The sequence below is a fragment of the Citrobacter sp. Cc139 genome (assembly GCF_030334645.1).
Classification (GTDB): Bacteria; Pseudomonadota; Gammaproteobacteria; order Enterobacterales; family Enterobacteriaceae; genus Citrobacter; species Citrobacter werkmanii.
Window position 1 is genome coordinate 63,927 of record NZ_JAOWDM010000016.1, and the last position, 13,548, is coordinate 77,474.

Here is a 13,548-nt window from a genome sequence, read left to right on the forward strand (position 1 = left end):
GCTTAACGCCTTATCCGGCCTACAACGAGCTTCCTTTTATTGGTTCTCAATCAACAGCGCTTCCAGCAAATCCAGATCGTGCAATAGCTTTTGCAGCGTTTCATTGCTGATTTCACGCGTGGCGCGCAGATGATAAAGCTCGGCGCGTTCTGAACGCAGCGCCGCCAGGCGGAAACGTCGCTCCAGGTTCTCTTCCTGCATTGAGCTTTCTACATCGTTTCGCCCATCGGCGCGACGACGCAGGTTACCAATGACACGGGAGCTCACCTCGGTCAGTAGCTGATTATCAATGTTCTCTTCGCTATCCGCAGCCAGACGCTCCTCCATTTTCTGGATCGCGACAATCGCGACTTCCGCCGTGGCAGCACGGGCAATGCGCTCCTCTTTTTGCTGTTGCGAGTGGTCTGCAACTTCCAGATGCTGTAGCAGAATCGGCAGCATCACCACGCCGACAAACAGCGAGAACAGAATCACGCCCGCGGCGAGGAAGATCAGCTCATAACGCGCCGGGAAGCCGCTCCCGTCCGGTAACAACAGAGGAATGGAGAGCACACCGGCGAGGGTAATGGCCCCGCGAACTCCCGCAAAGGAGGCAATCAGGATTTCACGCGTCGTCCAGGAGCCAAACTCCATCGGCTTTTTCTTCAGGAAGCGCAGGCTGAACTTCTTCATGGTCCACAGCCAGCCAAAACGTACCAACATCAGCGCGGCATAAATCAGCACGATATCGGTAAACAGCATCCAGATTTCAACGTTCGGATCGACTTCCGCCGCCGCCAAAGATGACTCCAGAATGCCCGGCAACTGCAGTCCTAACAACAAGAAGACCATGCCGTTAAACACAAACTCCAGCATCGCCCAGGTGCTGTTAGCACGTAAACGCATCGCCAACGGCGCGCGGCGCATCACGCCAGAGCGGGTAATCGTCATCCCGGCAGCAACCGCCGCGAGGATGCCTGAAACACCGATGTGTTCCGCAATCAGATAAGACGCAAACGGCAGCAGGAACAGCAGGACGATTTGCGTTGCCGGCTCATCACCGCCCCAACGGCTAAGAAAACGCAGGGAGCGTCCGTATAACCAACTGACGACAAAACCGGCCAGGATGCCGCCAACCGCCACTTTGAAGAACTCAAGCGTCGCGCCGCCGACGGTAAACACCATCGTGCCCATCGCCACGGCAACGGCAAATTTCAGCGAGACCAGACCGGACGCGTCGTTCATCAACGCTTCGCCCTGCAGGATACCCATGATTTTCTTCGGGATGCGCCCCTCACCCACAATACCGGAAAGGGCGACGGCATCGGTTGGCGACAGCACGGCAGCCAGTGCAAAAGCAGGAATGAGAGGGATCCCCGGCACCAGCCAGTAAATCATAAAGCCAATCCCGACCACCGTGACCAGAACCAGCGCCAGCGCAAGGCCGAAAATCTCTCGCCCGTGCTCCAGAAACTCACGCGTCGGCGTCTTCCAGCCATCGGCAAACAGCAGCGGCGGGATAAATAGCACCAGAAACAGCTCAGGATCGAATTCCACATGCAAACCAAACGTCGGCCACGCCAGCAAGGCGCCGATGGCGATCTGCATAAGGGGTAATGGGAGTTGGAAGGGCAATACGCGAGTAAATACCCCCGACAGCGAGACCACAAGGGTCATGATGAGTATGGTGAAAAAGATTTCCATGCGTTCCCTGTTTGCGATGTTTCTTATGATTGATGATAAAGGCGTCGTGCCTTAATTCTATCTACTTGAGAGTATCGCAAAAGACAACGAGTGTGTTCTGAAAATAAAAACGGGCGGCCTGGGCCACCCGTTTTCAGGAGCGTCATCGAAGCAAAATCAAATAGCCCAACCGCCCGCGTAAAAGGCCACCAGCGCGATAGCAATTACCACCGTACCGATGTTCAGTTTGCGCCATTCGCCAGAGACAATGCGACCAATGACCAGGGTAGCAAAACCAATCATAATGCCGGTAACGATGTTACAGGTCAGGACGATAAATACAGCAGTGACCAGACCCGCCATCGCGTCGACAAAGTCAGCAAAGTCGATTTTCGCCACGTTGCTCAGCATCAGCAGCCCCACATACATTAACGCAGGCGCCGTTGCGTAAACAGGAACAAGATAAGAGAGCGGAGAAAGGAACAGGATCAGCAGGAACAATACGCCAACGGTGATCGCCGTCAGGCCGGTCTTGCCGCCTGCCGCCGTACCCGCTGCGGATTCAATGTAAACCGCCGCCGGTGCAGCCCCTACCAGACCAGAAAACACGCTGCTCAGGGAGTCGGTGGTCAGCGCTTTGCCGCCATCGATAATTTGTCCGTCTTTATCCAGCAGATTCGCCTGTCCGGCTACCGCGCGGATGGTTCCGGTCGCATCGAAGACCGCGGTCATAACCAGCGCCAGCACGCTCGGCAGTACGATCGGGTTCAGTGCGCCCATAATATCCAGGCTGCCGATCAGCGAGTTGCCGTTTTCATCGCTCAGCGACGGCATGGCAAAAATACCGGAGAAATGCACAGCAGGATCGAAAATCAGGCCGACGATGGAGATACCGATAATGGTCAGCAGGATGCCGCCCGGTACTTTCAGTTTTTCGAGACCAATAATCACCGCCAGACCAACCAGCGACATAATCACCGGGAAGGTATCGAAGTCACCCAGCGCAACCGGCAGGCCGTCCAGCGGGTTCTTAATCACCAGACCAACGCCATTGGCCGCAATCAATAACAGGAACAGGCCGATACCAATCCCCGTACCGTGCGCAACGCCCTGCGGCAGATTGCGCAGGATCCAGCTACGGATACCGGTCGCAGAAATGATGGTAAACAGAACCCCCATCAGGAACACCGCGCCCAGCGCCACAGGCACGCTAATATGTTGTCCCAGCACCAGGCTGAATGCGGTAAACGCGGTCAGCGAAATGGCGCAGCCAATCGCCAACGGCAGGTTCGCCCACAGGCCCATCACAATAGAACCGACGCCCGCAACCAGACAGGTTGCCACAAACACAGCGGCAGGCGGGAATCCGGCTTTACCCAGCATCCCCGGAACCACGATAACGGAGTAGACCATGGCCAGGAACGTCGTTAATCCGGCAACGACTTCTTGACGAACGGTACTGCCGCGATGCGAAATTTTAAACCAGGCGTCGAGTGAACCGCCGGTACGCGCTGAAGGCGTAGACATAGAAAACATCCCCTGAGAGTTTATTTTTTCGTCATTATGCGTGGTGGACAATCCACTGCCTGCTAAACGATTTCTCCATGTGCCAGCTTTGCGTCAATAGGGGTGTCGCAAAAAAGCAAACGTTTAGCTCCGCGCATAAAAAACGGGTGATAAAAAAAAGCAAACGATTATCCAGCGATCATACGTTGGTTTTCAACTGAACTTTGCCGCTTTTTACTCATTTCTTCTTATAATGCGCAAGAAATAGCCAGACGATGCGCAAACGTTATCGTCAATGCGCAATCTGGCAACAAATTTCGCTGAGTTATTACAAGATTTGCATTTATTTTTCACGCCTGCTCGCACAAAAAAATGCATGAAGATGCGGAAAAATTTTTGGCTAAAAAGCAATCAATTCACTGGCAAATAGAGAGGGGTGGCTTACACTTACATTATCAACACAGACCGGAACCTCCCCAAACGTGCTCGACTGAGGGGTGTTGATGTCGGGGGAAACCCTCCCGTGAACCAACGGGATAGAGTGAAAGACAAAGACCGGAACCAAACTAAAGCGCCCTCTGTGGCGCTTTAGTTTTACACCGTTATATCCGCCACATACTTTAAACCAATCAATCATCTTCCAGCAGGCGCGCGCCGGTCCCCTGCTCGCCAAGCTGATCGCCAGGGTTACGCAACGGGCAATCACTGCGGGATAAACAGCCGCAGCCAATACACCCATCCAGCTCATCGCGTAACGCCACCAGAGTATGAATGCGTCGGTCTAACTCCTCGCGCCATTGCGAAGAGAGCTGCTTCCACTCTTTGGCACTGAGCGAATGCCCTTCAGGTAATACACCTAACGCGTCGCCGATCGTGGCCAGTGGAATGCCGATACGTTGGGCAATCTTGATAATCGCGACATAACGCAACACATCGCGTTTGTATCGACGCTGATTACCGCTGTTGCGCATACTGCTGATTAATCCTTTGCTTTCATAGAAATGCAGGGTCGATACCGCCACACCGCTACGCTTTGCAACTTCACCTGGCGTGAGCAACGCTTTTATCCGGGGTAATTTCTTTTCCATAAATCGCTTTACCTCAAGTTAACTTGAGGAATTATACTCGCCCACAGACAAAACGACGAATCGAACACTGAGAAAGAGGCAACTCTATGTCCCATCAGCAGATTATTCAGACCCTTATTGAATGGATTGATGAACATATCGATCAACCGCTGAACATTGAGGCGGTTGCGAAAAAATCAGGTTACTCAAAGTGGTATTTGCAGAGAATGTTCCGCACGGTGATGCGTCAGACGCTGGGTGACTACATCCGCCAACGTCGGCTTCTGCTGGCCGCCGTTGAACTACGGACGACCGAACGGCCTATATTCGATATTGCGATGGATCTTGGCTATGTATCGCAGCAAACCTTCTCGCGCGTATTTCGCCGAGAGTTTGATCGTACTCCCAGCGATTACCGCCACCGCCTGTAAAATTATTGCCCGCTCTGCGTCAGTATGGCGGGCGAGCGTTTTATCCAATGCATGAACTCCTGCGGCGGCAGCGCCTTCGCAAAATACCAGCCCTGGCAATACTGTACGCCGTGTTCAAGCAACCACCCGATTTGCTCCGCCGTTTCCACCCCTTCCGCAATCGTCTTCAGGTTTAAGCTTTGCGCCATCTCGATGATATGTTCGGCAATCAAGTGACTGGTGCTGTTAGTGGCCAGCGTGCTAATAAAGGATTTGTCGATCTTCAGGATATCGATATTCAACGCTGACAAATTATGGAGGTTGGAATATCCCGTGCCAAAATCGTCAAACGCCACTTCAAAACCGGCCTGCCGAAACGCCTGGATGATGGGTGTCATTTTATGTACATCGATAAAGCCGCGCTCCGTCATCTCAACTTTAATTTGCTGGGCCGCCACGGAGTACTCATGGTTTTTTTCGGCAATCAGAGCAATCAGCCGGGATGAATGAAAGTCAGAAGCCGAGAGGTTAATCGAGATATACAACTGAGGATTCGCCGAAAGAAAAGCCCCTAAATCTTTGAAGACCTCCTCAACAACGTAATCCGTGATCTGCTCAATCATCCCCTCTTTTTCTGCCAGCGGAATAAACTCCGTCGGGCTCATCACATCACCGTTACAGCCTGGCCAGCGTAGCAAAGCCTCGGCACCGACACATTGTCCATTTTTGATGTCAATGATCGGCTGATAGTACAGACAAAGCTGACGTTTCTTGATCGCACGTTTTAATAAGCGGCGTGGAGAGAGGTATTCCTGACGCGTACGCCACCACATGAGCAGTATCAGGATGCTGCAGATAATCCCAAAGGGGATCGTTAACGCCGCCTCATGATAGAAAATCTGATTAACACGAGCGTCGGAGGTCGAAACAATAATCGCGATGGGGCGTTTTTCTGAATGTACGATGGTATAGAATCGCTCGCCCTGCTGGAATGTTGAGGATTCACCGCTTATCAGCGGCGAGAACTGCGCAATATTCGCCCCTTCGCTGGCAGAGAAAAAGGTGTCCGTTACCGTGTCATACACTCCCCAGGACAGATCCGGATCATCAGACATGACTTCGCTGTAAGATAATGGATTGATGACGACAACGTAGTTTCCTCGTTGCATGTACGTCATTTTATAGCCGGCGAAAAAGGGGGTATCGCGGTAGTAATAGATGAAGACGTCTGGCGCGCGTTTATAGTCGGCTGTCGCCATAATATATGGGACTCGCGGCATCATTGACGTAGAGCACAAAAAATGATCGCCCTGCGCATAAATTAGCTCACTGATATATAAACGACCACGAATAATATTCAGCATACTTTTCTGATGGGCAGGGGTACACATCTTACCCTGATACAACTGGGCCATATCACGCGCTAAATCAGCCTGGAGGATCACCAATTCCGTTTTATTTAACACCAGTTGAGCAAAAGAGCTGAGTTGATTACGGGTTTCGGACATCGCCCGGATGTGAGCAAACCATAACGCCAGCACCACGGGGAGCAATACCACCATGAATGTTCCGAAGAACTTCAGCATCTTGCGTCGCGCACTGTGATTCATGTCAGCCCTATTTCCCTGTTTCGTATATGCCAGAACCCATTAGGCGGGATGCTATAAACACTGACTGATTAAGTTGCATGAATCTATCATTATTAGCAACAGACTTCTCTATGTAAAAGTCTGATAATAGATGATGCTGATATTATTTTTCCGTAAGGCAAACTCAAAGTTATGCTTATTTCATAACATTATTATCAATAAGTAGTAATTTTTTATGAGCATTATCCTGGTCGCGTTTAAGAAATTCATTAAATTTCTTAACGAATAATTTAGGATAAACATAACAGGTAATCCATATACATCTTTTTATTAGATTATTTGTTATCGTTTTTTATTAAAAATAACCATGCAAATAACATGGTTATTATCCTGCAAAAATAACCTCTAACACTGGTGAACAAACGAGCAAATGTGATATAGTTCACACAATTCATGTAACAGAAACAATGTTTCATTCGTGTTATTGCCCGTCGAGAGCCAGAGTACTACACCCTCGGTGAACACCCCCGCGCTGTCATGGGCATCAAGACTTTCTGAGGACGTTTTTTCATGGCAACGATAACAACTGGCGTGGTTCTTCTGCGATGGCAGCTACTCAGCGCGGTGCTGATGTTTTTAGCCAGCACGCTCAATATCCGTTTTCGTAAATCAGATTATATTGGCCTGGCCGTCATTAGTAGCGGTTTGGGACTGGTTTTCGCCTGCTGGTTTGCAACCGGGCTGCTCGGCATAACCCTGGTGGATATGTCCGCAATCTGGAAGAACATTGAAAATGTGATGGTTGAAGTGATGAGCCACACACCGCCAGACTGGCCGATGGTGTTGAACTGATAAAAAATCACATATGGCTACCCCTGTTTTGAGGTAGCCATAATTTTTCGTATAAAGCAGAAAAATTAGAACGGAATATCGTCGTCAAAATCCATCGGCGGCTCGTTAGACGGCGCTGCCGGAGCTGACTGCTGCGGGCGAGACTGCGCGCCGCCGCTGAACTGATTGCCGCCCTGCGGCTGCTGAGGCTGACCCCAACCGCCCTGCTGCTGACCGCCGCCTGCCGGAGCACCACCACTCTGACGGCCACCCAGCATTTGCATGGTGCCGCCAACGTTAACCACAACTTCAGTGGTGTACTTTTCTACGCCGGACTGATCGGTCCATTTGCGGGTACGCAGCTGGCCTTCGATATAGACCTGAGAACCTTTACGCAGATATTCGCTGGCTACTTCCGCCAGTTTGCCGAACAGCACGACACGGTGCCATTCAGTCTGCTCTTTCATTTCGCCGGTCGCTTTATCACGCCAGGATTCGGAAGTAGCCAGCGTAATGTTGGCAACTGCGCCACCATTCGGCATATAGCGTACTTCCGGGTCCTGGCCCAGATTACCGACGAGAATCACCTTGTTTACGCCTCTGCTGGCCATGATCGTGTCTCCTGAAAAACGTTACTGAATAAGTGTAAGCGCGGGATTGTAGCATTTCCAATAGCGCTTTTACTACGTTGCGAGATCGATTCCAGTAAACAACCCCGGATAGACATTGTTGCACAGACACCTGCGTTTTGCATTCCAATACTGTATATCCATTCAGGTCAGGTTGTGTCATAATTAACCGTTTGTGATCGCCGGTAGCACCATGCAGCCAGGCAAAAAAGCGTTTAATCCGGGAAAGATGAATGGATAAGATCGAAGTTCGGGGCGCCCGCACCCATAATCTCAAAAACATCAACCTCGTCATCCCGCGCGACAAGCTGATTGTCGTCACCGGGCTTTCGGGCTCAGGCAAATCTTCGCTCGCTTTCGACACCTTGTATGCCGAAGGACAGCGTCGTTACGTTGAATCCCTTTCCGCGTACGCGCGTCAGTTTCTGTCACTGATGGAAAAGCCGGATGTCGACCACATTGAGGGGCTGTCTCCCGCCATCTCAATCGAGCAAAAATCGACATCCCATAACCCGCGATCCACGGTAGGTACGATTACCGAAATTCACGACTATCTGCGCCTGCTGTTTGCCCGCGTTGGCGAACCGCGCTGCCCGGATCACGACGTTCCACTGGCGGCGCAGACAGTGAGTCAAATGGTGGACAACGTCCTGTCGCAGCCGGAAGGCAAGCGTCTGATGCTGCTGGCGCCGGTAATTAAAGAGCGTAAAGGCGAACACACCAAAACGCTGGAAAACCTGGCAGGCCAGGGCTATATCCGCGCCCGTATCGACGGGGAAGTGTGCGACCTGTCCGATCCGCCCAAGCTTGAGCTGCAAAAGAAACACACCATTGAAGTGGTAATTGACCGCTTTAAAGTACGTGACGATCTCACCCAGCGCCTGGCGGAATCGTTTGAAACCGCGCTGGAACTGTCCGGCGGTACGGCAGTGGTTGCCGATATGGACGACCCGAAAGCGGAAGAGCTGCTGTTCTCTGCCAACTTCGCCTGCCCGATCTGCGGCTACAGCATGCGCGAACTGGAACCGCGTCTGTTTTCATTCAACAACCCGGCGGGCGCATGCCCGACCTGTGACGGCCTCGGCGTACAACAGTATTTCGATCCTGACCGGGTGATTCAAAACCCGGAACTGTCGCTGGCCGGTGGCGCTATCCGCGGCTGGGATCGCCGCAACTTCTACTACTTCCAGATGCTTAAGTCACTGGCGGAACACTATAAATTCGACGTCGAAGCCCCATGGGCCAGCCTGAACCCCGCCGTGCATAAAGTGGTGCTGTACGGTTCCGGTAAAGAGAATATCGAATTTAAATACATGAACGATCGCGGCGATACGTCCGTACGTCGCCATCCGTTCGAAGGCGTATTGCACAATATGGAGCGCCGTTATAAAGAGACGGAATCCAGCGCGGTACGCGAGGAATTAGCCAAATTCATCAGCAACCGCCCGTGCGCCAGCTGTGGAGGGACGCGTTTGCGCCGGGAAGCCCGCCACGTATTTGTTGAAAATACGCCGCTGCCCGCAATTTCCGACATGAGCATCGGTCATGCGATGGATTTCTTCAACAACCTGAAGCTTGCCGGTCAGCGAGCGAAGATTGCAGAGAAAATTCTTAAAGAGATTGGCGATCGTCTGAAATTCCTGGTCAACGTCGGCCTCAACTACCTGACGCTGTCGCGTTCAGCGGAAACGCTCTCCGGCGGCGAAGCCCAGCGTATTCGTCTGGCAAGCCAGATCGGCGCGGGTCTGGTCGGCGTGATGTACGTCCTGGATGAACCGTCTATTGGTCTGCATCAGCGCGATAACGAACGTCTGTTGGGCACGCTCATCCATCTGCGTAATCTGGGTAATACCGTGATTGTGGTCGAGCACGATGAAGATGCGATCCGCGCCGCTGACCACGTTATCGATATCGGCCCGGGCGCTGGCGTTCACGGCGGCCAGGTGGTTGCCGAAGGGACGCTCGACGACATCATGGCGGTGCCTGAGTCGCTGACCGGCCAGTACATGAGCGGTAAGCGTAAAATTGAAGTACCGAAACAGCGCGTGGCGGCCGATCCGGAAAAAGTGCTGAAGCTTACCGGCGCGCGCGGCAACAACCTGAAAGATGTCACCCTGACGCTGCCGGTTGGCCTGTTCACCTGCATTACAGGGGTTTCTGGTTCCGGTAAATCGACGCTGATCAACGACACGCTGTTCCCGATTGCGCAGACAGCGCTGAACGGCGCCACGCTGGCTGAACCTGCGCCGTACCGCGATGTTCAGGGCCTGGAACATTTCGACAAAGTGATCGACATTGACCAAAGCCCGATTGGTCGTACTCCGCGATCCAACCCGGCAACCTACACCGGTGTGTTTACGCCGGTGCGCGAACTGTTTGCTGGCGTACCAGAGTCCCGCGCGCGCGGTTACACGCCGGGTCGTTTCAGCTTTAACGTTCGCGGCGGACGCTGTGAAGCCTGTCAGGGCGACGGCGTGATCAAAGTTGAAATGCACTTCCTGCCGGATATCTACGTGCCGTGCGACCAGTGTAAAGGCAAGCGCTATAACCGCGAAACGCTGGAGATTAAGTACAAGGGCAAGACCATCCACGAAGTGCTGGATATGACCATTGAAGAAGCACGCGAGTTCTTCGATGCCGTCCCGGCGCTGGCGCGTAAGCTACAAACGCTGATGGACGTGGGCCTGACGTATATCCGTCTCGGCCAGTCGGCCACTACGCTCTCCGGCGGCGAAGCGCAGCGCGTGAAGCTGGCGCGCGAACTGTCAAAACGCGGTACCGGGCAGACGTTGTATATCCTTGATGAACCGACCACCGGTCTGCATTTTGCGGATATTCAGCAGTTACTGGACGTGCTGCATCAGTTGCGCGATCAGGGCAACACCATCGTGGTGATTGAGCACAATCTGGACGTAATCAAAACCGCTGACTGGATTGTCGATCTCGGTCCGGAAGGCGGTAGCGGCGGCGGGGAAATTCTGGTCTCCGGCACGCCAGAAACGGTCGCTGAGTGTGAAGCTTCACACACGGCCCGCTTCCTCAAACCGCTGTTGTAATTGCGCAACACTTATCTGGCCTACAGAATATGCATAATTTCTTGTAGGCCGGATAAGGCGCTTGCGCCGCATCCGGCGAAACAGATCAGGGCTGCGCCAATATCCGACGTTTATCTTCCGGCAGCGTGTTTACCGCCAGCTGATAAGAGGCATCAACCAGATAATAAATCTGCGAATCCGGCAGCGAGCCGTCCAGATACACCGTGCTCCAGTGCGCTTTATTCAGATGCCTGCTTGGTCGTACATCGCTATGCTGCTGACGCAGTAATTCCGCCAGTTCAGGGCTGGTTTTCAGAGAGACCGCCGGGCGTTCTTCTACCTCTTTTACCATGGCAAAGAGTACATCTTCGACTTTGATTTGTGTGGCTTTCCAGTCACTGTGCACGCTCTGCTCCGCGCCCGTTTTTGCCATGCAGTATTGCAGCAACTCCGAATTCGTCATCTTCATTCCCCTTACCAGCACTCGCCTAATGAGAACATCTTTTATTCAGTGTGCAGCAAGTCCGCAAAAGGTAAAAGCCAGTAACGCAAATTTGTTTAAAAAACCACCAAACAGCAGCCTGCGCCTTTAATACTCAGAATTTACGATCACCTCTTCACCAAACGCGCCAGCCTGGGGTAGCGGTTTATAGGTGGAGTTGGAAGCACGTAAAATACGAATACCGCGAATACCCACGTCGCGAGCGGCGGTGATGTCATTGTCAGAATCGCCGTAGAACATGCGCACGTTTTTATCCTGTAACCACTGCGTTTTGGTGTTCTGGCCCGGCTTGTCGCCGGCAAAAATGACCGGATTCATATTAGCGGCCGGGATGTGAAAGTTATCAGCCAGCGTTTTCGATACCGTTTCAGTCTTCGTCGGGCTACGTCCGGTGACGAAGAAAATGCTATCGCCACGACGCACATGCATATCAATTAACTGGCGCGCCACTTCTTTTGGAATACTGAACTCGTCCCAGCCGTTGTTCATTTTCTCCCAGAAAGCCGGATTCTTCAGGTAATCTTCACTGTCCGGAGAGTACGTTTTCTTACCGCGCCAGAAGCCCGGACTGGAAAAAAGGACTGTATCATCGATATCAAACCCGACGGCCATCGGCGGGCGTCCAGTCAGACTGTTTTCAATTTGCGCCACGGAAACCCAGTGAATGGGGGCCTGCTCGGCGAGTTTTGCAACGTTGGTGCCTGGATTGAGCTGCGAGGGAGAAGAAACTAATGCCTGAGCAGGCTGATTTAACGTGAACAATAAACAAACGGCACTCAGTGCCAACGTAAACTTGCGCATATTTTTCCCTAAGTAGTCAGTTAGTTATCATTTTTTTATTAACAACTGGTCAAAAAACTATCTGACCTTACCCCCTGAGGGAAGGGAAAGGAAGGATTTTCTCTGGTTTTGTTACAGAAAAAGAGCACGATCACACAGAAAAGCGTGCCGGATGGCGTTACGCTTATCCGGCCTACAAACGAAAAAATCCAATGCTCTTGTAGGCCGGATAAAGCGTTGACGCCGCCATCCGGCAAACCGGATTGTTACATAACGGCAGCAAAGGCCTTCGCCACGCGCTGCACGTTAGCGTGATTCAATCCGGCCACGCACATACGACCACTGGCAATCAGGTACACACCAAACTCATCACGCAGGCGATCGACCTGAGCGGCGCTAAGCCCCGTATAGCTGAACATTCCGCGCTGTTGCAGCAGATAGTCAAAGTTACGACCAGGGATTTCAGCGCTCAGCACGTTAACCAGCTCCTGGCGCATTGCCAGAATGCGGGTACGCATCTCTTCGACTTCCGCCAGCCAACTGGCTTTCAGCGCGTCATCACCCAGTACCGTAGCGACCACCTGCGCACCAAAGTTCGGCGGGCTGGAGTAGTTACGACGTACGGTCGCTTTTAATTGCCCCAGAACGCGGCTTGCCGCATCGGCGTCTTCACATACCACAGACAGCCCACCGACGCGCTCGCCGTATAAAGAGAAAATTTTAGAAAATGAGTTACTGACCAGAGCGGGTAATCCGGCGCTGGCTATAGAGCGGATCGCGTAAGCATCGTCTTGCATTCCGCCGCCAAAGCCCTGATAGGCAATGTCGAGGAACGGGATCAGATCGCGCGATTTCAGAATCTCAATAACGGCATCCCATTGCGCAGGGGTTAAATCTGCACCGGTCGGGTTATGGCAGCACGGATGCAGCAGCACGATGCTGCGCGCTGGTAAGGTATTCAGCGTCGCCAGCAGGTCATTGAAACGTACCCCGTTGGTTTCATTGTCATACCAGGGGTAAGTACTCACTTCGAATCCAGCCCCTTCAAAAATCGCGATATGGTTTTCCCATGTTGGATCGCTGACCCATACGCCAGAGTCAGGGAAATAGCGTTTCAGGAAGTCTGCGCCAATTTTTAGCGCCCCGGAACCACCCAGCGTCTGAATGGTTGCGACACGCTGTTGCAGGAGAACCGGATGATCCGCGCCAAACAGCAGCGGCGCAATGGTATTACGATACGTGTTCAGACCTTCCATCGGTAGATACAGCGAAGCGCCATGCGGTTGGGCATTGAGTCGGGCTTCCGCCTCCGTCACCGCTTTAAGCTGAGGAATAATGCCGTCTTCGTTGTAGTACAGACCAATGCTGAGGTTCACTTTGTCGCTACGTGAATCTTCTTTGAATCGCTCCATGAGCGATAAAATCGGGTCGCCAGCGTAGGCGTCAACTTTTTGAAACACGAGGTGGTTCTCCAGGTTTACAGGCAGAGGATAAGAACACAATAAACCGGAAGCGGAAGAAGATCGAGAGGATGTTG

Annotated in this window: 11 protein-coding genes; 3 read left to right on the top strand and 8 right to left on the bottom strand. The window is 52.5% G+C overall.

What is annotated here, in order from left to right; translation table 11 throughout:
- Positions 1-36 precede the first annotated feature (36 nt).
- The 3 genes from OGV69_RS00945 to soxR form a co-directional block, all read right to left on the bottom strand.
- Positions 37-1,683 (bottom strand): Na+/H+ antiporter, encoded by a 1,647-nt coding sequence (locus OGV69_RS00945; RefSeq protein WP_038636287.1) that lies wholly within the window; start codon positions 1,681-1,683, stop codon positions 37-39.
- A gap of 156 nt (positions 1,684-1,839) precedes the next feature.
- Entirely contained in the window at positions 1,840-3,189 is a 1,350-nt protein-coding gene (ghxP, locus tag OGV69_RS00950) for a guanine/hypoxanthine transporter GhxP (RefSeq protein ID WP_038636284.1), read from the bottom strand.
- A 608-nt stretch (positions 3,190-3,797) separates the two neighbouring features.
- Positions 3,798-4,256, bottom strand: a complete 459-nt coding sequence (soxR, locus tag OGV69_RS00955) for a redox-sensitive transcriptional activator SoxR (protein WP_003826630.1) — start codon at positions 4,254-4,256, stop codon at positions 3,798-3,800.
- Positions 4,257-4,342: 86 nt separating this feature from the next.
- On the opposite strand from soxR, the gene soxS reads away from it, so the two are divergent.
- Positions 4,343-4,666 (top strand): superoxide response transcriptional regulator SoxS, encoded by a 324-nt coding sequence (gene soxS, locus OGV69_RS00960; protein WP_005132611.1) that lies wholly within the window; start codon positions 4,343-4,345, stop codon positions 4,664-4,666.
- Positions 4,667-4,668: 2 nt separating this feature from the next.
- Here the strand turns inward: soxS and pdeC are convergent, their stop codons facing one another.
- Positions 4,669-6,255 carry a cyclic di-3',5'-guanosine monophosphate phosphodiesterase PdeC gene (gene pdeC / locus OGV69_RS00965; RefSeq protein WP_204564449.1) on the bottom strand — a complete coding sequence of 529 codons (1,587 nt, stop codon included), beginning with the start codon at positions 6,253-6,255 and terminating at the stop codon, positions 4,669-4,671.
- Positions 6,256-6,804: 549 nt separating this feature from the next.
- Here pdeC and OGV69_RS00970 point away from each other — a divergent pair.
- A complete protein-coding gene (locus OGV69_RS00970; RefSeq protein WP_038636276.1) occupies positions 6,805-7,086 on the top strand; it encodes a YjcB family protein in 282 nt (93 codons plus the stop codon).
- A gap of 65 nt (positions 7,087-7,151) precedes the next feature.
- Here OGV69_RS00970 and ssb1 read toward each other — a convergent pair whose 3' ends face one another.
- The gene (ssb1, locus tag OGV69_RS00975) at positions 7,152-7,676 is read right to left on the bottom strand and encodes a single-stranded DNA-binding protein SSB1 (RefSeq protein ID WP_069325111.1); all 525 of its coding nucleotides are present in this window, start codon (positions 7,674-7,676) and stop codon (positions 7,152-7,154) included.
- 251 nt (positions 7,677-7,927) lie between these two features.
- Here ssb1 and uvrA point away from each other — a divergent pair, with 251 nt between their 5' ends.
- Positions 7,928-10,750, top strand: a complete 2,823-nt coding sequence (gene uvrA, locus OGV69_RS00980; RefSeq protein WP_069325110.1) for an excinuclease ABC subunit UvrA — start codon at positions 7,928-7,930, stop codon at positions 10,748-10,750.
- Between the two features lie 85 nt (positions 10,751-10,835).
- On the opposite strand, the gene OGV69_RS00985 is transcribed toward uvrA, so the two are convergent.
- From OGV69_RS00985 to tyrB, 3 genes are all read right to left on the bottom strand, one after another.
- Positions 10,836-11,192 carry an MmcQ/YjbR family DNA-binding protein gene (locus OGV69_RS00985; RefSeq protein WP_038636271.1) on the bottom strand — a complete coding sequence of 119 codons (357 nt, stop codon included), beginning with the start codon at positions 11,190-11,192 and terminating at the stop codon, positions 10,836-10,838.
- Between the two features lie 126 nt (positions 11,193-11,318).
- Positions 11,319-12,032 (bottom strand): acid phosphatase AphA, encoded by a 714-nt coding sequence (aphA, locus tag OGV69_RS00990; protein ID WP_038636269.1) that lies wholly within the window; start codon positions 12,030-12,032, stop codon positions 11,319-11,321.
- Between the two features lie 245 nt (positions 12,033-12,277).
- On the bottom strand, positions 12,278-13,471 hold the full coding sequence (tyrB, locus tag OGV69_RS00995; protein WP_069325109.1) for an aromatic amino acid transaminase: 1,194 nt from the start codon (positions 13,469-13,471) through the stop codon (positions 12,278-12,280).
- Between the last annotated feature and the right edge of the window lie 77 nt (positions 13,472-13,548).